This window comes from Streptomyces sp. A1136 (genome assembly GCF_004795055.1).
Taxonomy (GTDB): domain Bacteria; phylum Actinomycetota; class Actinomycetes; order Streptomycetales; family Streptomycetaceae; genus Streptomyces.
This window is the reverse complement of the sequence record NZ_SSBJ01000009.1, coordinates 20182-40340: the sequence shown is the minus strand read 5'-3', so window position 1 is coordinate 40340 and position 20159 is coordinate 20182. Positions and strand designations below refer to the sequence as shown.

Below are 20159 nucleotides of genomic sequence, written 5' to 3'. Positions count from 1 at the left end.
GCCCCGCCGCCACGCGCGCACCGCCCGATCCGCACCGGTATGTTCGTCAGGAGCCGAAACAACCTGAGAACGCCTTTTGCCCTCAAGTGTCACCGACACATACGAGCCGACCGATCCGGAGGCGGACGCCATGGCCGGGCCGGCCCCCGTTCACCGAGGCGGTCCCGCATGATCATCCGTACCGACTTCCCCTACGAGACCACCCGCGAGGATGTCCGGATCCCGCTGCCTGGGGGCACCTCCCAGGCCGAAGGCTCTGGGGGAGGGATCGAGCTGTACGCGCGGATCTGGCGCCCGGCCACCACCGAGCCCGTCCCCGCCCTGCTGGAGTACCTCGCGGACCGCCTCACCGACCGGACCGCCCCGCGCGACTCGCAGCGTCACCCCTGGTACGCGGGCCACGGCTACGCCTCCGTACGGGTGGACGCGCGCGGCCACGGCTGCAGCGGCGGCGTACCGGTCGACGCGTACGACGCACGGATGCCCGCGGACGGCGTGGCGGTGGTGGAGTGGCTCGCGGCGCGGCCCTGGTGCACGGGCGCGGTGGGCGTGTTCGGGATCGGCCGGGGCGGCTCCGACGGCCTCCGGATCGCCGCCCTCGCCCCACCGGCGCTCAAGGCGGTCGTCACGGTCTGCTCCACCGACGACCCCTACGACAACGGCGGCCACTCCATGGGCGGCTCCGTCCCGGCCGTCGACATGCCCGCGCGGGCGGCGACGACCCTGGCCTTCTCCGCGCTCCCGCCGGACCCGCTGTACGCCGGCGACGGACGCCGCGAGCAGTGGCTCACCCGTCTGGAGGCCCTGGAACCGCCGATCCACACCTGGCTCGCGCACCAGACCCGCGACGCCTACTGGAAGCAGGGCGGCGTCCGAGAGGACTACGGGAGCGTCCGCGCCGCCGTGCTGGCGGTCGGCGGCCTGCACGACCCGCACCGGGACACCGTGCTGCGCCTGGTCGAGCGCCTGCCGCGGGGCCGGGTCCGGGGACTGATCGGCCCCTGGGCGCACCGGTACCCCGACCGGGAGGAGCCGCCGGGCCCCGCGATCGGCTTCCTCCAGGAGAGCCTGCGCTGGTGGGACCACTGGCTCAAGGGCGAGGACAACGGGGTGATGGACGAACCGCTGCTCCGCTCCTGGATCGGCGAGTCGCGCCCGCCGGCGACCGTGTACGGGCGGATGGAGGGCCGCTGGGTCGGCGACGCCGCCTGGCCCTCGCCTTCGGTCGTGCCGGTTTCCTACGGGCTCCAGGGCGCGCCGGTGACGGTCGCCTCCCCGCAGCACACCGGGCTGGACGCGGGCCGGTTCCGCCCCGTCGGCAACGACGCGGACCTCCCGCCCGACCAGCGGGAGGAGGACGCGAAGTCGGCGTGTTTCGAGTTCCCGGTGGCGCCGGGCGACCCGGTGGAGATCCTGGGCCGGGCACGGGTGACGCTGAGGCTGCGTATGGACGTCCCGTACGGGCAGGTGATCGCCCGGCTGTGCGAGGTCGCGCCGGACGGGGCCTCGACGCTGATCACGCGCGGCGCGCTGAACCTGTCGGCGCGGGGCGGGCCGGACCGGGCGGCGCCCTGGCCGGTGGGCTCGTACGAGGACGTCACCTTCGAGCTGAACGACATCGGGCACGCGTTCGCGCCGGGCCACCGCATCCGGCTGGCGCTGTCCTCGGCGTACTGGCCGTGGATCTGGCCGCGGGCCGGCTCGGAGGCGGGCTGGACCCTCGACCCGGCGGGCAGCACGCTGGAGCTGCCCTTGCGGACGGCGGGCCCGCTGGACGGCGGGATCGTCTTCGAGGCGCCGGAGCAGGCGGAGCCGCTGGGGGTCGTGTACCCGGCGACGCTGGACGAGCCGCGCCCGGAGCGGGTCGTCGTACGGGACGTCGCGCGCGGGACGTGGCGGCTGGAAGTGGCCCCCCGGGACGGGGGCACGCGGACCTACCCGGACGGGCTGGAGTTCGGGGAGGACGGGGTCGAGGAGTACGAGATCCGCTCGACGGACGCCCTCTCCGCGCGGGCCGGCTCGCGGTGGCGACTGCGGCTGCACCGGCCGGAGCCGCCCTGGGAGGTCACGGTGGAGACCCGCTCGGAGGTCTCCTGCGACGCGGGCGGGTTCCTGACGTCGAACGAGGTGGTGTGCCGGGAGGGCGACGAGGTGGTCTTCCACCGCACGTGGGAACGCCGCCTCCCGCGCACGGCGGGCTGACCGGTCCGCGGGCGGGCGCGTCGCCGACCGGCCGCGGAGTCGGGTGGCCGGCCGGCCGGCCGGTCGGCACGAGACGCGTCGGCTCGGCACGCGGTGGGCACCAGGCGGCTCAGCGGAAGAGTCGCTCCAGGACCACCGCGATGCCGTCGTCCTCGTTGGACAGCGTCACCTCGTCGGCCACCGCCACCAGTTCGCGGTGGGCGTCCGCCATCGCCACCCCGTACGCCGCCCAGGCGAACATCGGCACGTCGTTCGGCATGTCGCCGAAGGCGATCGTGGCCGAGGCGGCCAGCCCCAGGACGTCCGCCGCCCGGGCGAGGCCGCTCGCCTTGTCGATGCCCGGCGGCTGGAGCTCCACGGTGTGCTCGCCCGCCATCGTCACGTTGACGAGGTCCCCGACCACCCCCCGGGCGACCCGGGTCAGTTCGTCGTCGTCCAGTTCGGGATGCTGGAGCAACACCTTGTTGATCGGCGCCGACCACAGGTCCGCCCGGCGCCGTACCCGGACGGTCGGCAGGTGCGGGTGCGGCATCCGGTAGCCCGGCCCTATCAGCATCTCCGCGTCCACCCCCTCCTGGTCGACGGCCACGTACACCTCGCCGATCTCCGCCTCGATCTTGCCGAGGGCGACCTCCGCCAGCCCGCGGTCCATGCACACGGAGTGCAGCAGGCGCCCGCGCGCCGCGTCGTACACCTGCGCGCCCTGCCCGCACACCGCGAGCCCCGTGTACCCGAGGCCGTCCAGGACGTGGCGTACCTGTGGGACCGGGCGGCCGGTGACGATGATGTGCTGGGCCCCGGCGGCGCGGGCGCGCGCGAGAGCGGCGTGGGAACGGGCCGAGACGGTGTCCCCGGCGCGCAGCAGAGTCCCGTCCAGGTCGGTGGCGATCAAAGCGAAGGGAGGGGCCGAAGGCGGGGCGGAAGTCACGGCGCAAGGATACGGACCCCTTTGGACAAGTCCTACAAATAGCGCCCGAATCCGGCCTCCCGCACGCCCCACCAGCCACGTAACGTGTCAACGAGCCCCCGGGACACCCCCGGACCGCGTCGAAAGCGAGGCAGCAACCCATGCCCCAGCAGAGCCCCCTCGATGTCCCCGAGGGCGACCCGTTCGGACCGCACAACCTCCCCTACGGGGTGTTCTCCACCGCCGAGGACCCCCGACGGCGGGTCGGTGTGCGGATCGGCGGGCACGTCCTGGACGCCGGAGCGGCCGCACTCGCGCTCGGTTCCCCCTACGCGGGCCTGCTCGGGCAGCCCTCCCTCAACCCCCTGCTCGCCGCAGGGCGCACCGCCTGGCGCGACGTACGGCGCGCGCTGACCGCCTGGGTGACCGACCCCGGGCACCGCGCCACCGTCGAGCCGCACCTGACGCCGCTCGACGCGGTCACCCTGCACCTGCCGTACGAGGTCGCCGACTACGTCGACTTCTACGCGAGCGAGCACCACGCCACGAACGTCGGCAAGATCTTCCGCCCGGACGGTGACGCCCTCACCCCCAACTGGAAGCACCTGCCCATCGGTTACCACGGCCGCGCCGGGACCGTCGTGGTCTCCGGCACCGAGATCGTCCGCCCCTCCGGTCAGCGCAAGGCGCCCACGGACCCGGCGCCCGTCTTCGGCCCGAGCGTCAAGCTCGACATCGAGGCGGAGGTCGGCTTCGTCGTCGGCACCCCCTCCGAAATGGGCCGTCCGGTCGCGCTCGGCGAGTTCGAGGACCACGTCTTCGGTCTGTTCCTCCTCAACGACTGGTCCGCGCGGGACATCCAGGCCTGGGAGTACGTCCCGCTCGGCCCGTTCCTCGGCAAGTCCTTCGCCACCTCGGTCTCCGCCTGGGTCACCCCGCTGGAGGCCCTGGACGCCGCTCGGGTCGCGCCGCCCGCCCGCGACTTCCCGCTGCTGCCGTACCTGGACGACGCCGACGCCGACCGGCCCGGTGGTTTCGACCTGCGCATCGCCGTCTCCATCAACGGGCAGGAGGTGGCCCGGCCGCCGTTCGCCTCGATGTACTGGACCGCCGCCCAGCAGCTGGCCCACATGACGGTCAACGGGGCCTCCCTGCGGACCGGCGACGTCTACGGCTCCGGCACCGTCAGCGGTCCCGAGACCGACCAGCGCGGCTCCCTGCTGGAGCTGACCTGGAACGGCCGCGACGCCATCGAGCTCACCGACGGCAAGCGCACCTTCCTGGAGGACGGCGACACCGTCACCCTCACCGCCTGGGCCCCCGGCCCGGACGGCAGCCGCGTCGGCCTCGGCGAGGTCACCGGCCGTATCGTCGCCTCCCGCTGACCCGGTCCGGGTCGACGGACCAGGCGACGGCCGCCGCGCCGCCCGGGAAAGCCCGAGGGCCCGGCCCCCCTTCCGCGGGGGAGCCGGGCCCTCGGTCGTCCGCGCGGTGTCACCGCACGAACGTACTCGCGTGTCCCGCCAGGTCCAGGAAGTACTGCGGCGCCACGCCCAGGACCAGCGTCACCGCCACGCCGACCGCGATCGTGGTCATCGTCAGCGGCGAGGGCACCGCCACCGTCGGGCCGTCGGCCTTCGGCTCGCTGAAGAACATCAGCACGATCACCCGGATGTAGAAGAACGCGGCGATCGCGGACGAGATCACACCGACCACGACCAGCGTCCCGGCGCCGCCCTCCGCCGCCGCCTTGAACACGGCGAACTTGCCGGCGAACCCGGACGTGAGCGGGATGCCCGCGAAGGCCAGCAGGAAGACCGCGAAGACCGCCGCCGTCAGCGGGGAACGTCGGCCCAACCCGGCCCACTTCGACAGGTGGGTGGCCTCGCCGCCCGCGTCCCGGACCAGCGTGACCACGGCGAACGCACCGATCGTCACGAAGGAGTACGCGCCCAGGTAGAAGAGGACCGACTTGACGCCCTCGGCGGAGGTGGCGATCACACCGGCCAGGATGAAACCGGCGTGCGCGATCGAGGAGTACGCGAGCAGCCGCTTGACGTCGGTCTGGGTCACGGCGATCACCGCGCCCGCCAGCATCGTGACGATCGCGACGCCCCACATCACCGGCCGCCAGTCCCACCGCAGGCCCGGGAGCACCACGTACAGCAGGCGCAGGAGCGCGCCGAAGGCCGCGACCTTGGTGGCCGCCGCCATGAAGCCGGTGACCGGGGTCGGGGCCCCCTGGTACACGTCCGGCGTCCACATGTGGAAGGGGACGGCACCGACCTTGAACAGCAGGCCCATGAGGATCAGCGCGCCGCCGATGAGCAGCAGCGCGTCATTGCCCATGGTGGAGGCGAGCGCCGGGTCGATCTTCGAGACCGTGCCTTCCGCCACGTCCGCGATCACCGCGTACGAGACGGAGCCGGCGTAGCCGTAGATCAGCGCGATGCCGAAGAGCAGGAACGCCGACGAGAACGCCCCGAGCAGGAAGTACTTGACCGCCGCCTCCTGCGACATCAGCCGCTGGCGGCGGGCGAGGGCGCAGAGCAGGTACAGCGGGAGGGAGAAGACCTCCAGCGCGATGAACAGCGTCAGCAGGTCGTCGGCCGCCGGGAAGATCAACATGCCGGAGATCGCGAAGAGGGCCAGCGGGAAGACCTCGGTGGTGGTGAAACCGGCCTTGACGGCCGCCTTCTCGCTGTCGCTGCCGGGGACCGACGCCGCCTGCGCGGCGAAGGAGTCGACCCTCTTGCCGTGGGTGGCCGGGTCCAGGCGCCGCTCCGCGAAGGTGAAGACGGCGACGATCGAGGACAGCAGGATGGTGCCTTGCAGGAACAGCGCCGGACCGTCCACGGCGATGGCGCCCATGGCCGCGACATGCGCCTTGGAGCTGCCGTACCCGCCGGCCGCGAGGCCGACGACCGCCGCGAAGGCCGCGGCCGGCGCGGCGACGGCGAGGAACACCTGGACGTGGTAGCGGTACTTGCGCGCCACGAAGGCCTCGACGAGGACGCCGAGGACCGCCGCGCCCACCACGATGAGCGTGGGCGCGAGCTGCGCGTATTCGATGTGCGGGGCCGGGATCTTGGTGGCCGGGTCCGGGGCCGCCAGGGTCAGCAGGCCCTGGGCAGCAGTCAGCGTGCTCACTTCGCCGCCTCCCCGTTCTTGGCTTGGACGGCGACCTCGGGCTTGGGGTCCGTCTGCTTCACATCCGACATGGTGTGCTTCACCGCCGGGTCGACGATCTCGGTCAGCGGCTTCGGGTAGACGCCCAGACCGATCAGCAGCGCGATCAGCGGGGCGACGACCAGGATTTCCCGCAGGCGCAGGTCCGGCATCGCGCGGACCTCCTCCTTGACGGGGCCGGTCATCGTGCGCTGGTAGAGCACCAGGGTGTACAGCGCGGCCAGCACGATGCCGAACGTGGCGATGACGCCGACGACCGGGTACCTGGTGAAGGTGCCGACCAGGACGAGGAACTCGCTGACGAACGGGGCGAGACCCGGCAGGGAGAGCGTCGCGAGACCGCCGATGAGGAAGGTCCCGGCGAGGACCGGGGCGACCTTCTGCACGCCGCCGTAGTCGGCGATGAGGCGCGAGCCGCGCCGCGAGATCAGGAAGCCGGCGACCAGCATCAGCGCCGCCGTGGAGATCCCGTGGTTGACCATGTAGAGCGTCGCGCCCGACTGCCCTTGGGTGGTCATCGCGAAGATGCCCATGATGATGAACCCGAAGTGCGAGATGGAGGCGTAGGCGACCAGCCGCTTGATGTCCCGCTGGCCGACGGCGAGCAGCGCCCCGTAGACGATGCTGACGAGGGCCAGGACGAGGATCATCGGCGTGGCCCACTTGCTTGCCTCGGGGAACAGCCCGAGGCAGAAGCGGAGCATCGCGAAGGTGCCGACCTTGTCGACGACCGCGGTGATCAGTACGGCGACCGGGGCGGTGGACTCGCCCATCGCGTTCGGCAGCCAGGTGTGCAGCGGCCACAGCGGGGCCTTCACCGCGAAGGCGAAGAAGAAGCCGAGGAACAGCAGCCGTTCGGTGCCGGTCGCCATGTCGAGGCTGCCCGCGGCGCGGGCGGCGGTGATCTCCTGGAGGGAGAAGTTCCCCGCGACCACGTAGAGGCCGATGACGGCGGCCAGCATGATCAGGCCGCCGGCGAGGTTGTAGAGGAGGAACTTGACCGCCGCGTACGAGCGCTGCGCGGCCGCGTTCTCGTCGGCCCCGCCCGCCGCGCCCGCGGCCGATCGGGAGGACGTGGCCCGGTCGCCGAAGCCGCCGATGAGGAAGTACATCGGGATGAGCATGGCTTCGAAGAAGACGTAGAAGAGAAAGACGTCGGTGGCCTCGAAGGAGATGATCACCATCGCCTCGACCAGCAGGATCAGGGCGAAGAAGCCCTGGGTCGGCCGCCAGCGTCGGCTCGCGGTCTCCAGGGGGTCGGCGTCGTGCCACCCGGCGAGGATGATGAACGGCATCAGTACGGCCGTGAGCGCGATGAGCGCCACCCCGATGCCGTCCACGCCCAGTTCGTAGCGGACCCCGAAGTCGGGGATCCAGGCGTGGGATTCGGTGAGCTGGTAGCGGGCGCCACCGGGCTCGAAGCGGACCGCGACGAGCACGGCCAGCGCCAGGGTCGCCAGGGAGACGAGCAGCGCGAGCCACTTGGCGGCGCCCCGGCGGGCGGCCGGGACGGCCGCCGTCAGGACCGCGCCGACCGCGGGCACGACCGCCGTCACCGTCAGAAGCGGGAAACTCATCTCACACCGCCCTCATCAGCAGGGTCGCGGCGATGAGGATCGCCGTGCCCCCGAACATCGAGACCGCGTAGCTGCGGGCGTAGCCGTTCTGCAGCTTGCGCAGCCGGCCCGACAGTCCGCCGACCGAGGCGGCCGTCCCGTTGACCACCCCGTCGACCAGGCTGTGGTCGACGTACACGAGGGAGCGGGTCAGGTGCTCCCCGCCGCGCACCAGCACGACGTGGTTGAAGTCGTCCTGGAGCAGGTCGCGCCGGGCCGCCCGGGTGAGCAGGCTCCCCCGGGGGGCGACCAGGGGGACGGGCTTTCGGCCGTACTGCATGTACGCGAGGCCCACGCCGATCAGCAGGACCACGATGGTGGCGGCGGTGATCGCCCCGGCGCCCAGGGGCGGGTTCCCGTGCTCGAAGGAGGTCACGGGCTCCAGCCACTTCACGAACGCCTCGTTGATGCTGAACAGGCCACCGGCGAAGACCGATCCGAAGGCCAGCACGATCATCGGCAGGGTCATGGTCTTCGGGGACTCGTGGGGGTGCGGCATCCGCCCGGCCCGGTGTTCGGCCGCGGGCTCGGCGCTGGGCACGGCGTCCGCGTCGGGCGCCGGCTGCCAGCGCTTCTCCCCGAAGAACGTCATGAGCATCACGCGGGTCATGTAGAAGGCGGTGATCGCGGCGCCCAGCAGGGCCACCCCGCCGAGGATCCAGCCCTCGGTGCCGCCCTTCGCGAAGGCCGCTTCGATGATCTTGTCCTTGGACCAGAAGCCCGACAGGCCCGGGAAGCCGATGATGGCGAGGTATCCGAGGCCGAAGGTGACGAAGGTGATCGGCATGTACGTGCGCAGGCCGCCGTACTTGCGCATGTCCACCTCGTCGTTCATCCCGTGCATCACGGAACCGGCGCCGAGGAAGAGACCCGCCTTGAAGAAGCCGTGCGTCACCAGGTGCATGATCGCGAAGACGTACCCGATGGGGCCGAGACCGGCCGCCAGGATCATGTAGCCGATCTGCGACATCGTGGAGCCGGCGAGGGCCTTCTTGATGTCGTCCTTCGCGCAACCGACGATCGCACCGAAGAGCAGCGTCACCGCGCCGACCACGACGACCGCGGTCTGCGCGTCCGGCGCGGCGTTGAAGATCGCCCCGGACCGGGTGATCAGGTACACGCCGGCGGTGACCATGGTCGCCGCGTGGATCAGCGCCGAGACCGGGGTCGGGCCCTCCATGGCGTCACCGAGCCAGGACTGGAGCGGCACCTGCGCCGACTTGCCGCAGGCGGCCAGCAGCAGCATCAGGGCGATCGCCGTCAGTTTCCCCTCGGAGGCCCCGCCCACCGCGCCGAACACCGGCCCGAAGGCGAACGTCCCGAAGGTGGTGAACATCAGCATGATCGCGATCGACAGGCCCATGTCGCCGACCCGGTTGACCAGGAAGGCCTTCTTCGCGGCGGTGGCCGCGCTGGGCTTGTGCTGCCAGAAGCCGATGAGCAGGTACGAGGCCAGGCCCACGCCCTCCCAGCCGACGTACAGCAGAAGGTAGTTGTCGGCGAGGACGAGGAGCAGCATGGCCGCGAGGAACAGGTTCAGGTAGCCGAAGAAGCGGCGGCGCCGCTCGTCGTGCTCCATGTACCCGATCGAGTAGATGTGGATGAGGGTGCCGACGCCGGTGATCAGCAGGACGAAGGTCATCGACAGCTGGTCGAGCCGGAAGGCGACGTCCGCCTGGAAGCCCTCCACCGGAATCCAGCTGTACAGCAGCTGGTTCAGGGTGCGGTCGTCGGCGCCACGCCCCAGCATGTCGGCGAACAGGGCCACGCCGATGCCGAAGGAGGCGGCGGCGAGGAGGGTGCCGAGCCAGTGGCCGGCCTTGTCGAGGCGGCGGCCGCCGCACAGCAGCACCACCGCTCCGAGCAGGGGCGCCGCCACCAGCAGCGCAATCAGATTCTCCACTGTGAAGGCCCCTTACAGCTTCATCAGGCTGGCGTCGTCGACCGAGGCCGAGTGGCGGGTACGGAACAGCGACACGATGATCGCGAGGCCCACCACGACCTCCGCGGCGGCGACGACCATCGTGAAGAACGCGATGATCTGACCGTCGAGGTTGCCGTGCATCCGGGAGAAGGTGACGAAGGCGAGGTTGCAGGCGTTGAGCATCAGCTCCACGCACATGAACAGCACGATCGCGTTCTTGCGGATGAGTACGCCGGCCGCGCCGATGGTGAACAGCAGGGCCGCCAGGTACAGGTAGTTGACCGGGTTCACTTCGAGGCCTCCTCTCGGCCGAGTCGCTCCGCCGACTTCTGCTCAAGCGCCTTCAGGTCGTCCAGTGCCTCGCTCGACACGTCGCGGACCTGTCCGCGCGCCCGCAGCGTCTTGTTGACGGTCAGCTCGGACGGGGTGCCGTCCGGCAGCAGGCCGGCGATGTCCACCGCGTTGTGCCGGGCGTAGACGCCGGGGGCCGGCAGCGGCGGGAGTTGGACGCCCTCGCGCACGCGCCGCTCGGCCAGCTCGCGCTGGGTGGCGGCCCGCTCGGTGCGCTCGCGGTGGGTCAGCACCATCGCGCCGACGGCCGCGGTGATCAGCAGGGCGCCGGTGATCTCGAAGGCGAAGATGTAGCGGGTGAAGATCAGCTCGGCGAGACCCTCGACGTGCCCGGCGGAGTTGACCCGGCCCAGGCCGTTGAAGTGGGTGAGCTTGGCGTTGGCGATACCGGCGATCAGCAGGACGCCGAAGCCCAGCCCGCACAGGGCGGCCAGCCAACGCTGCCCCTTGAGGGTCTCGGTGAGCGAGTCGGCGGCGGTGACGCCGACGAGCATGACCACGAAGAGGAACAGCATCATGATCGCGCCGGTGTAGACGACGACCTGGACGACGCCCAGGAAGTACGCCCCGTTGGCGAGGTAGAAGACCGCCAGGATGATCATCGTCCCCGCCAGGCACAGCGCGCTGTGCACGGCCTTCTTCATCAGGATCGTGCACAGCGCGCCGATGACGGCGACCGTGCCGAGGACCCAGAACTGGACGGCCTCGCCCGTCGAGGTGGCCGAGGCCGCCGCGGCGATCGCGCTCATGCGTCCACCCCCTCGGGCTCCGCCGCGTCCCGCCCGGCGCCTTCGGCGACCTCGCCCTTGGACCGCGCGACCTGCCGGGCGGTCCCCGGGGCCGCGCCCGTCACCAGGCCGCGGTAGTAGTCCTGGTCGTCGGTGCCCGGGTACATCTCGTGCGGCGCCTCGACCATGCCCTCGGTCAGCCCCACCAGCAGCTGTTCCTTGGTGTAGATCAACGACGCGCGGCTGGAGTCGGCCAGTTCGAACTCGTTCGTCATCGTCAGCGCCCGGGTGGGGCACGCCTCGACGCACAGCCCGCACAGGATGCAGCGGGCGTAGTTGATCTGGTAGACCGCGCCGTACCGCTCACCCGGGGAGTAGCGCTCCTCCTCGGTGTTGTCCGCGCCCTCCACGTAGATCGCGTCGGCCGGACAGGCCCAGGCACACAGCTCGCACCCGATGCACTTCTCCAGACCGTCGGGATGGCGGTTGAGCTGGTGCCGCCCGTGGAAGCGGGGCGCGGTGGTCTTGTGCTGCTCCGGGTACTGCTCGGTGAGGCGCTTCTTGAACATGGCCTTGAAGGTCACGCCGAAGCCGGCCACCGGGTTCTGCCACTTCTCGTTCTCGGCGTCAGACATTCTCACCACCCTCCTCTCGGTCACTGTCGGTGTTCGCCCCGCCACTGACGATCAGCTCCCGCTGCCCGCGGGGCCGCCTGCGCGGTACGGGCGCGGGCTGCTGGCCGGGCTTGGGGGGTACGGGGAATCCGCCCGCCATCGGGTCGAAGGGTTCGTCCGCCGCGCCGCCGGCCGCGCCCCGGGCCTGCTCTTCCCGCTTGTTGCGGAACAGGTCGGCGACGAACGACAGGAGCAGTACGGCGATGACGGCGCCGCCGACGTAGAGCACGATCTGCTGGAAGTCGTAGTTCTCGTTCCGCAGCGCCCGGACGGTGGCGACCAGCATCAGCCAGACCACGGAGACGGGGATGAGGATCTTCCAGCCGAGCTTCATCAGCTGGTCGTAGCGCACGCGCGGCAGCGTGCCGCGCAGCCAGATGAAGAAGAACAGCAGCAACTGGACCTTGATGACGAACCAGAGCATCGGCCACCAGCCGTGGTTCGCGCCCTCCCAGTACGTCGAGATCGGAGCGGGAGCCCGCCAGCCGCCGAGGAAGAGGGTGACGGAGACCGCCGAGACGGTGACCATGTTGACGTACTCGGCCAGCATGAACAGCGCGAACTTGATGGAGGAGTACTCGGTGTTGAAGCCGCCCACCAGGTCGCCCTCGGACTCCGGCATGTCGAAGGGGGCGCGGTTCGTCTCCCCGACCATCGTGATCACATAGATGATGAAGGAGACCGGCAGCAGGACGATGTACCAGCGGTCCGCCTGTGCCTCCACGATCTTCGAGGTCGACATCGACCCGGAGTAGAGGAACACCGAGGCGAACGCCGCGCCCATCGCGATCTCGTACGAGATCATCTGCGCGCAGGAACGCAAGCCCCCGAGCAGCGGGTACGTGGAGCCCGAGGACCAGCCGGCGAGGACGATGCCGTAGATCCCGACCGAGGCCACCGCGAGGACGTACAGCATCGCGATGGGGAGGTCGGTCAGTTGCATCGTGGTGCGCTGACCGAAGATCGAGACCTCGTTGCCGGAGGGCCCGAAGGGGATCACCGCGATGGCCATGAAGGCCGGGATCGCCGCGATGATCGGGGCGAGGACGTACACGACCTTGTCGGCCCGCTTGACGATGACGTCTTCCTTGAGCATCAGCTTCACGCCGTCGGCGAGCGACTGGAGCATGCCCCAGGGGCCGTGCCGGTTGGGACCGATGCGCAGCTGCATCCAGGCGACGACCTTGCGCTCCCAGACGATGGAGAAGAGCACGGTCACCATCAGGAAGGCGAAGCAGAACACCGCCTTGACGACGACGAGCCACCAGACGTCCTTGCCGAAGAGGGACAGGTCCTCGGCGGCGAGCTGTACCGGATTCACGCGTCCACCTCCGCGGTGCTGTGGCCCGCGCCGGCCGCGCCCGCCGGGCCGATGCGTACGAGGGCGCCCGGGCGGGCGCCGGTGTCGGCGAGGACGCCGGAGCCGGTGGAGTTCAGCGGGAGCCAGACCACCCGGTCGGGCATCCGCGTGATCCGCAGCGGCAGTTCCACCGTCCCGGCCGGGCCGGTGACCGCGAGGACGTCGCCGTCCTTGACCCCGGACTCGGCGGCCGTGGCGGCCGACAGTCGGGCGCTCGCCTCGTGCCGGGTGCCGGCCAGGGCGGCGTCGCCGTCCTGCAGCCGGCCCTGGTCCAGCAGGAGCCGGTGACCGGCGAGGACCGCCTCGCCCGCGCCGGGCCGGGGCAGGGCCGCGGTGTCCGCGCCCTGCTCGGCGGCGCGCTCCCCGGTCCACGGTCCGAGCCGGTCGAGTTCCCGCCGTACGGCGTGTACGTCGGGCAGTCGGATCGGCCGGTCCGCCGCGTCGGCCAGCATGTGCAGCACGCGGTGGTCGGCGGGGGCGAGCCGGCGGGTCATCTGGTCGGGCTTGAGCGCCGCCTCGAAGGGCCGCACCCGGCCCTCCCAGTTGATGAACGCGCCCGCCTTCTCGGCGACGGCGGCGACGGGGAACACGACGTCGGCGTGGTCGGTGACCTCACCGGGCCGCAACTCCAGGGAGACCACGAAGGCCTCCTGGAGCGCGAGGCGGGCCCGGGCCGGGTCGGGCAGGTCGTTCACCTCGACGCCCGCGACGAGCAGCGCGGACAGTTCGCCCCCGGCGGCCGCCTCGACGATCTGGCCCGTGTCGCGGCCGTAGCGGTGCGGGAGTTCGTCCAACCCCCAGACCGCGGCCACCTCCTCACGGGCCCGCGGGTCGGTGGCCGGGCGGGCGCCGGGCAGCAGCGACGGAAGCGCGCCCGCCTCCACCGCGGCCCGCTCCCCGGCCCGGCGCGGGATCCAGACCAAGTGCGCGCCGGTCGCGGCGGCCGCCCGTACGGCGGCGGTCAGCGCGCCGGGCACCCCGGCCAGGCGCTCGCCGACGACGATGACGGCGCCGGGCTCGCGCAGCGCTTCGGCGGCGGCGTGGCCGCCCTGCTCAAGGCCGCTCCGCGAAGCCAGCGCGGTCAGCCAGTCCGGTTCGGTCCCGGGGGCGGCGGCCAGCAGCGTGCCGCCCGTCTTCTCCAGGCCGCGGGTGGCGAACGGGGCGAGGCCGAAGGTCCGCTGCCTGTGCTTGCGGTGGGCCTTGCGCAGCCGCAGGAAGACCCCGGGGGCCTCCTCCTCGGACTCGATGCCGGCCAGCAGCACGGCGGGCGCGGCCTCCAGGGAGGAGTACGTCACCCCGTCGCCGGAGAGGTCCTTGCCGGTCCCGGCGACGGTGGCGGCCAGGAACTCGGCCTCCTCGGCGCTGTGCACCCGCGCCCGGAAGTCGATGTCGTTGGTGTCCAGCACCACGCGGGCGAACTTGGCGTACGCGTAGGCGTCCTCGGCGGTGAGCCGGCCGCCCGTGAGCACCCCGGCCCGCCCGCGCGCCGCGGCCAGCCCGTTCGCGGCGGCCTCCAGTGCCTCGGGCCAGCTCGCCGGGGCGAGCACCCCGTCGGAGCCGCGCACCAGCGGGGTGGTGAGGCGGTCGGGGCGCTGCGCGTAGCGGAAGGCGAAGCGGCCCTTGTCGCAGATCCACTCCTCGTTGACCTCGGGGTCCTCGGCGGCCAGCCGGCGCAGCACCTTCCCGCGCCGGTGGTCGGTCCGGGTCGCGCAGCCGCCCGCGCAGTGCTCGCACACGCTCGGGGAGGAGACGAGGTCGAAGGGGCGGGCGCGGAAGCGGTACTCGGCCGAGGTGAGGGCGCCGACCGGGCAGATCTGGATGGTGTTGCCGGAGAAGTACGACTCGAACGGGTCGCCCTCGCCGGTGCCGACCTGCTGGAGGGCGCCGCGTTCCAGCAGCTCGATCATCGGGTCGCCCGCGACCTGGGTGGAGAAGCGGGTGCAGCGCGCGCACAGCACGCACCGCTCGCGGTCCAGCAGCACCTGCGTGGAGATCGCTACCGGCTTCTCGTATGTCCGCTTCTTGCCCTCGAAACGGGATTCGGCGTTCCCGTGGGAGAGGGCCTGGTTCTGCAACGGGCACTCACCGCCCTTGTCGCAGACCGGGCAGTCCAGCGGGTGGTTGATGAGCAGGAGCTCCATCACCCCGCGCTGGGCCTTGTCGGCGACCTGCGACGTCAACTGCGTCTTGACGACCATGCCGTCGGTGCAGGTGATGGTGCAGGAGGCCATCGGCTTGCGCTGGCCCTCCACCTCGACGATGCACTGGCGGCAGGCGCCGGCCGGGTCGAGGAGCGGGTGGTCGCAGAACCGGGGGATCTCGATCCCGAGCTGTTCGGCGGCCCGGATGACCAGCGTCCCCTTGGGAACCGACAGTTCGATGCCGTCGATGGTCAGCGAGATCAGGTCCTCGGGCGGAACCGCCGCCCCGCCGCCGCCCGCCGGGGCGTTAGTGGTGACGGTCATGCGTTCACCTCCGTGTCAGCCCAGAGGGTCGACTTCTTGGGGTCGAAGGGGCAGCCCTTGCCCGTGATGTGCTGCTCGTACTCCGCGCGGAAGTACTTGAGCGAGGAGAAGATCGGGCTGGCGGCGCCGTCGCCGAGGGCGCAGAACGACTTGCCGTTGATGTTGTCGGCGATGTCGTTCAGCTTGTCGAGGTCGCTCATCACGCCCTTGCCGGCCTCGATGTCACGCAGCAGTTGCACCAGCCAGTACGTGCCTTCCCGGCACGGCGTGCACTTGCCGCAGGACTCGTGGGCGTAGAACTCGGTCCACCGGGTCACCGCGCGGACCACGCAGGTGGTCTCGTCGAAGCACTGGAGCGCCTTGGTGCCGAGCATCGAGCCCGCCGCGCCGACGCCCTCGTAGTCGAGCGGGACGTCGAGGTGTTCGTCCGTGAACATCGGGGTGGAGGAGCCGCCGGGGGTCCAGAACTTCAGCCGGTGCCCGGGGCGCATCCCGCCGCTCATGTCGAGGAGCTGGCGCAGGGTGATGCCGAGCGGGGCCTCGTACTGGCCGGGTCCGGCGACGTGCCCGGAGAGCGAATACAGCGTGAAGCCGGGGGACTTCTCGGTCCCCATCGCCTTGAACCAGTCCTTGCCCTTGTTCAGGATCGCGGGAACCGAGGCGATGGACTCGACGTTGTTGACGACAGTGGGGCACGCGTAGAGGCCCTCCACGGCGGGGAAGGGGGGACGCAGCCGGGGCTGTCCGCGCCGGCCTTCGAGGGAGTCGAGGAGCGCCGTCTCCTCACCGCAGATGTACGCGCCCGCTCCCGCGTGCACCGTGATGTCGAGCTTCAGTCCGCTCCCGAGAATGTCCTCCCCGAGGTATCCGGCCTCGTACGCCTCGCGCACCGCCTCGTGCAGGCGCCGCAGGACCGGCACGACCTCGCCGCGCAGGTAGATGAAGGCGTGCTCCGAGCGGATCGCGTAGCACGCGATGATCATTCCCTCGATGAGGGAGTGGGGGTTGGCGAAGAGAAGGGGGATGTCCTTGCAGGTTCCCGGTTCCGACTCGTCCGCGTTCACGACGAGGTAGTGCGGCTTCCCGTCGCCCTGCGGGATGAACTGCCACTTCATTCCGGTGGGGAACCCCGCGCCGCCGCGTCCGCGCAGACCGGAGTCCTTCACGTAGGCGATGAGGTCGTCCGGGGTCATCGCGAGCGCCTTGCGCAGGCCCTCGTAGCCCTCGTGCCGCCGGTAGGTCTCCAGCGTCCACGACTCGGGCTCGTCCCAGAACGCCGACAGGACGGGTGCGAGGAGTTTCTCCGGGCTGGTGCCGCCCCCGGCCTGCGGCCGGGAGTTCCCGTTGCCCAGTTCGGAAGACACGGACATCACTCCCCTCCCTCGGTGCCGGCGTCGCCGCGCGCTTCCCCGCGCGGGTGGACGATCGGGGTGTGCGGGGGCTCACCGCGGGCGATGCGCAGGCCGATCAGCGAGGCGGGGCCCGCGCCGCCGCCCGCCTCCACCGCGCCCTCGCGCTCGTCCGGGAACCCGGCCAGGATGCGGGCGGTCTCCTTGTAGGTGCACAGCGGCGCGCCCCGTGTCGGCACGACCTGCCGGCCGGCCAGCAGGTCGTCCACCAGGGCCTTCGCGGAGTCGGGGGTCTGGTTGTCGAAGAACTCCCAGTTGACCATCACCACCGGCGCGTAGTCGCAGGCCGCGTTGCACTCGATGTGTTCGAGCGTGACCTTGCCGTCGGGGGTGGTCTCGTTGTTCCCGACGCCCAGGTGCTCCTTGAGCTCGTCGAAGATGGCGTCGCCGCCCATCACCGCGCACAGGGTGTTCGTACAGACGCCCACCTGGTAGTCGCCGGAGGGCTTGCGCCGGTACATCGTGTAGAAGGTGGCGACGGCCGTCACCTCGGCGGTGGTCAGGCCCAGCGTCTCGGCGCAGAACCGCATGCCGGTGCGTGTGACGTGACCTTCCTCCGACTGCACCAGGTGCAGCAGCGGCAGCAGCGCGGAGCGGCTGTCCGGGTAGCGGGCGATGATCACGGCGGCGTCGGCTTCCAGCCGGGACCGTACGTCGGCCGGAAAGTCCGGGGCGGGCAGCTGGGGCATGCCCAGGCTCACCCCTTGACTGGGCGGATTGGCTGTCATCGGTCGACGCCTCCCATCACGGGGTCGATGGAGGCGACGGCGACGATGACGTCGGCGACCTGGCCGCCCTCACACATCGCCGCCATGGCCTGCAGATTGGTGAAGGACGGATCACGGAAGTGGACCCGGTAGGGGCGCGTGCCGCCGTCGGAGACGACGTGGACGCCGAGTTCGCCCTTGGGTGACTCGACCGCCGCGTACGCCTGCCCGGCGGGGACGCGGAAGCCCTCGGTCACCAGCTTGAAGTGGTGGATGAGGGCCTCCATCGAGGTGCCCATGATGGTGCGGATGTGGTCCAGCGAGTTGCCGAGGCCGTCGGGCCCCATCGCCAACTGCGCGGGCCAGGCGATCTTCTTGTCGGCGACCATCACCGGGCCCGGCTCCAGCCGCTCCAGGCACTGTTCGACGATCCGCAGCGACTGGCGCATCTCCTCCAGGCGGATCAGGAAGCGCCCGTAGGAGTCACAGCTCTCGGCGGTCGGGACGTCGAACTCGTAGTCCTCGTAGCCGCAGTACGGGTCCGACTTGCGCAGGTCGTGCGGCAGTCCGGCGGAACGCAGGATCGGGCCGGTGGCGCCCAGGGCCATGCAGCCGGTCAGGTCGAGGTAGCCGACGTCCTGCATGCGGGCCTTGAAGATGGGGTTGCCGGTGGCGAGCTTGTCGTACTCCGGCAGGTTCTTCCTCATGGTCTTGACGAAGTCGCGCAGCTGGTCGACGGCGCCCGGGGGCAGGTCCTGCGCCAGACCGCCGGGGCGGATGAACGCGTGGTTCATGCGCAGGCCGGTGATCAGCTCGAAGATGTCGAGGATCAACTCGCGGTCGCGGAAGCCGTAGATCATGATCGTGGTCGCGCCCAGCTCCATGCCGCCGGTGGCGATGCACACCAGGTGGGAGGAGAGCCGGTTGAGCTCCATCAGCAGGACGCGGATGACGGTGGCGCGGTCCGGTACCTGGTCGGTGATGCCCAGGAGCTTCTCGACGCCCAGGCAGTACGCCGTCTCGTTGAAGAACGGCGTCAGGTAGTCCATGCGCGTCACGAAGGTGGTGCCCTGCGTCCAGTTCCGGAATTCGAGGTTCTTCTCGATGCCGGTGTGCAGGTATCCGATGCCGCAGCGGGCCTCGGTGACCGTCTCGCCGTCGATCTCCAGGATCAGCCGGAGCACGCCGTGGGTGGAGGGGTGCTGCGGACCCATGTTGACGACGATCCGCTCGTCGTCCGCGCGGGCCGCCGACCGGACGACCTCGTCCCAGTCGCCGCCGGTGACGGTGTAGACGGTGCCCTCGGTGGTCTCGCGGGCGGACGCCTGCCGCGAAGTGTTCGGGGTGTTCATCAGCTGTACGACCTCCGCTGGTCGGGAGCCGGGATCTGGGCGCCCTTGTACTCGACGGGGATGCCGCCGAGCGGGTAGTCCTTGCGCTGCGGGAACCCCTGCCAGTCGTCCGGCATCATGATCCGCGTGAGGGCGGGGTGCCCGTCGAAGACCAGGCCGAAGAAGTCGTACGTCTCGCGCTCGTGCCAGTCGTTGGTCGGGTAGACGGAGACGAGCGACGGGACGTGCGGGTCGCTGTCGGGGACCGAGACCTCCAGGCGCAGCACCCGGCCGTGGGTGAGGGAGCGCAGGTGGTAGACCGCGTGCAGCTCGCGTCCCTTGTCCTTCGGGAAGTGCACGCCCGAGACGCCGGTACAGAGCTCGAAGCGCAGCGCCGGGTCGTCGCGCAGGGTGGAGGCCACGCGGACGAGGTGCTCGCGGGCGATGTGGAAGGTGAGCTCGCCCCGGTCGACCACCGTCTTCTCGATGGCGTTCTCGGGGACGAGGTCCTGTTCCTCCAGGGCGCCTTCGAGCTCGTCGGCGACCTCGTCGAAGTACGAACCGTAGGGACGGCTCGTCGCCCCGGGCAGCGCCACGGTGCGCACCAGACCGCCGTAACCGGTGGTGTCGCCGCCGTTGTCGGCGCCGAACATGCCCTTGCGGACGCCGATCACCTCGGGGCCGACTGAGCCCCGGGGAGCGGGAACGTTGTTGCCGTTGTCCACGGCGGGGTCGTCGCTCACCGCAGGAGCCCCTTCATCTCGATGGTGGGGAGGGCCTTGAGGGCCGCCTCCTCCGCCTCGCGCGCCGCCTCTTCCCGGTTCACGCCGAGCTTGGAGCCCTGGATCTTCTGGTGGAGCTTGAGGATCGCGTCCATCAGCATCTCGGGGCGCGGCGGGCAGCCGGGCAGGTAGATGTCCACGGGCACGATGTGGTCGACGCCCTGGACGATCGCGTAGTTGTTGAACATGCCGCCCGAGGAGGCGCAGACGCCCATGGAGATGACCCACTTCGGGGCGGGCATCTGGTCGTACACCTGCCGCAGCACCGGCGCCATCTTCTGGCTGACCCGGCCCGCCACGATCATCAGGTCGGCCTGGCGCGGGGAGCCGCGGAAGACCTCCATGCCGAAGCGGGCGAGGTCGTAGCGGCCCGCTCCGGTGGTCATCATCTCGATGGCGCAGCAGGCCAGGCCGAAGGTGGCCGGGAAGACGGATGACTTGCGCACCCAGCCCGCGGCCTGTTCGACGGTGGTCAGCAGGAAGCCGCTCGGCAGCTTCTCTTCCAGTCCCATGG

At 71.1% G+C, this 20159-nt stretch carries 16 protein-coding genes; 2 read left to right on the top strand and 14 right to left on the bottom strand.

Features of this window, described 5'->3' with window-relative positions; translation table 11 throughout:
• The first annotated feature begins 168 nt into the window (after positions 1-168).
• Positions 169-2202 (top strand): CocE/NonD family hydrolase, encoded by a 2034-nt coding sequence (locus tag E6R62_RS10945; protein WP_136213181.1) that lies wholly within the window; start codon positions 169-171, stop codon positions 2200-2202.
• Between the two features lie 109 nt (positions 2203-2311).
• Here the strand turns inward: E6R62_RS10945 and E6R62_RS10940 are convergent, their stop codons facing one another.
• Positions 2312-3130, bottom strand: coding sequence for an HAD family hydrolase (locus tag E6R62_RS10940; protein WP_136213180.1), 819 nt, complete (start codon positions 3128-3130; stop codon positions 2312-2314).
• 140 nt (positions 3131-3270) lie between these two features.
• Between E6R62_RS10940 and fahA the strand changes: the two genes are divergently transcribed.
• Positions 3271-4494, top strand: coding sequence for a fumarylacetoacetase (gene fahA / locus E6R62_RS10935; protein WP_136213179.1), 1224 nt, complete (start codon positions 3271-3273; stop codon positions 4492-4494).
• Between the two features lie 109 nt (positions 4495-4603).
• Here the strand turns inward: fahA and nuoN are convergent, their stop codons facing one another.
• The 13 genes from nuoN to E6R62_RS10870 are packed head-to-tail and all read right to left on the bottom strand — an operon-like array spanning position 4604 to position 20157.
• Positions 4604-6259 carry an NADH-quinone oxidoreductase subunit NuoN gene (nuoN, locus tag E6R62_RS10930; RefSeq protein WP_240801601.1) on the bottom strand — a complete coding sequence of 552 codons (1656 nt, stop codon included), beginning with the start codon at positions 6257-6259 and terminating at the stop codon, positions 4604-4606.
• A complete protein-coding gene (locus tag E6R62_RS10925; protein ID WP_136213178.1) occupies positions 6256-7875 on the bottom strand; it encodes an NADH-quinone oxidoreductase subunit M in 1620 nt (539 codons plus the stop codon). The genes nuoN and E6R62_RS10925 overlap by 4 nt, the downstream gene beginning before the upstream one ends.
• Before the next feature lies 1 nt (position 7876).
• Entirely contained in the window at positions 7877-9817 is a 1941-nt protein-coding gene (gene nuoL, locus E6R62_RS10920; RefSeq protein ID WP_136213177.1) for an NADH-quinone oxidoreductase subunit L, read from the bottom strand.
• Positions 9818-9829: 12 nt separating this feature from the next.
• A complete protein-coding gene (gene nuoK / locus E6R62_RS10915; protein WP_007265827.1) occupies positions 9830-10129 on the bottom strand; it encodes an NADH-quinone oxidoreductase subunit NuoK in 300 nt (99 codons plus the stop codon).
• Positions 10126-10938, bottom strand: a complete 813-nt coding sequence (locus tag E6R62_RS10910; RefSeq protein WP_136213176.1) for an NADH-quinone oxidoreductase subunit J — start codon at positions 10936-10938, stop codon at positions 10126-10128. The genes nuoK and E6R62_RS10910 overlap by 4 nt, the downstream gene beginning before the upstream one ends.
• Positions 10935-11552 (bottom strand): NADH-quinone oxidoreductase subunit NuoI, encoded by a 618-nt coding sequence (gene nuoI, locus E6R62_RS10905; protein ID WP_136213175.1) that lies wholly within the window; start codon positions 11550-11552, stop codon positions 10935-10937. The genes E6R62_RS10910 and nuoI overlap by 4 nt, the downstream gene beginning before the upstream one ends.
• A complete protein-coding gene (gene nuoH, locus E6R62_RS10900) occupies positions 11545-12912 on the bottom strand; it encodes an NADH-quinone oxidoreductase subunit NuoH (protein WP_136213174.1) in 1368 nt (455 codons plus the stop codon). The genes nuoI and nuoH overlap by 8 nt, the downstream gene beginning before the upstream one ends.
• Positions 12909-15416 carry an NADH-quinone oxidoreductase subunit G gene (locus tag E6R62_RS10895; protein WP_136213173.1) on the bottom strand — a complete coding sequence of 836 codons (2508 nt, stop codon included), beginning with the start codon at positions 15414-15416 and terminating at the stop codon, positions 12909-12911. Before E6R62_RS10895 ends, nuoH begins: the two co-directional genes overlap by 4 nt.
• Positions 15413-16786, bottom strand: coding sequence for an NADH-quinone oxidoreductase subunit NuoF (gene nuoF / locus E6R62_RS10890; RefSeq protein ID WP_136213172.1), 1374 nt, complete (start codon positions 16784-16786; stop codon positions 15413-15415). Before nuoF ends, E6R62_RS10895 begins: the two co-directional genes overlap by 4 nt.
• A complete protein-coding gene (gene nuoE / locus E6R62_RS10885) occupies positions 16786-17553 on the bottom strand; it encodes an NADH-quinone oxidoreductase subunit NuoE (protein WP_136213171.1) in 768 nt (255 codons plus the stop codon). The genes nuoF and nuoE overlap by 1 nt, the downstream gene beginning before the upstream one ends.
• A complete protein-coding gene (locus E6R62_RS10880; protein ID WP_136213170.1) occupies positions 17550-18884 on the bottom strand; it encodes an NADH-quinone oxidoreductase subunit D in 1335 nt (444 codons plus the stop codon). Before E6R62_RS10880 ends, nuoE begins: the two co-directional genes overlap by 4 nt.
• On the bottom strand, positions 18884-19606 hold the full coding sequence (locus E6R62_RS10875) for an NADH-quinone oxidoreductase subunit C (protein ID WP_136213169.1): 723 nt from the start codon (positions 19604-19606) through the stop codon (positions 18884-18886). Before E6R62_RS10875 ends, E6R62_RS10880 begins: the two co-directional genes overlap by 1 nt.
• Positions 19603-20157, bottom strand: coding sequence for an NADH-quinone oxidoreductase subunit B family protein (locus E6R62_RS10870; protein ID WP_007265818.1), 555 nt, complete (start codon positions 20155-20157; stop codon positions 19603-19605). Before E6R62_RS10870 ends, E6R62_RS10875 begins: the two co-directional genes overlap by 4 nt.
• Positions 20158-20159: the final 2 nt, after the last annotated feature.

Coding starts and splice junctions, on each gene's coding strand:
- E6R62_RS10945 (WP_136213181.1), top strand. CDS start 169: ATGATCATCCGTACCGACTTCCCCTACGAGACCACCCGCGAGGATGTC.
- fahA (WP_136213179.1), top strand. CDS start 3,271: ATGCCCCAGCAGAGCCCCCTCGATGTCCCCGAGGGCGACCCGTTCGGA.
- E6R62_RS10925 (WP_136213178.1), bottom strand. CDS start 7,875: ATGAGTTTCCCGCTTCTGACGGTGACGGCGGTCGTGCCCGCGGTCGGC.
- E6R62_RS10910 (WP_136213176.1), bottom strand. CDS start 10,938: ATGAGCGCGATCGCCGCGGCGGCCTCGGCCACCTCGACGGGCGAGGCC.
- nuoI (WP_136213175.1), bottom strand. CDS start 11,552: ATGTCTGACGCCGAGAACGAGAAGTGGCAGAACCCGGTGGCCGGCTTC.
- E6R62_RS10895 (WP_136213173.1), bottom strand. CDS start 15,416: ATGACCGTCACCACTAACGCCCCGGCGGGCGGCGGCGGGGCGGCGGTT.
- nuoF (WP_136213172.1), bottom strand. CDS start 16,786: ATGTCCGTGTCTTCCGAACTGGGCAACGGGAACTCCCGGCCGCAGGCC.
- nuoE (WP_136213171.1), bottom strand. CDS start 17,553: ATGACAGCCAATCCGCCCAGTCAAGGGGTGAGCCTGGGCATGCCCCAG.
- E6R62_RS10880 (WP_136213170.1), bottom strand. CDS start 18,884: ATGAACACCCCGAACACTTCGCGGCAGGCGTCCGCCCGCGAGACCACC.
- E6R62_RS10870 (WP_007265818.1), bottom strand. CDS start 20,157: ATGGGACTGGAAGAGAAGCTGCCGAGCGGCTTCCTGCTGACCACCGTC.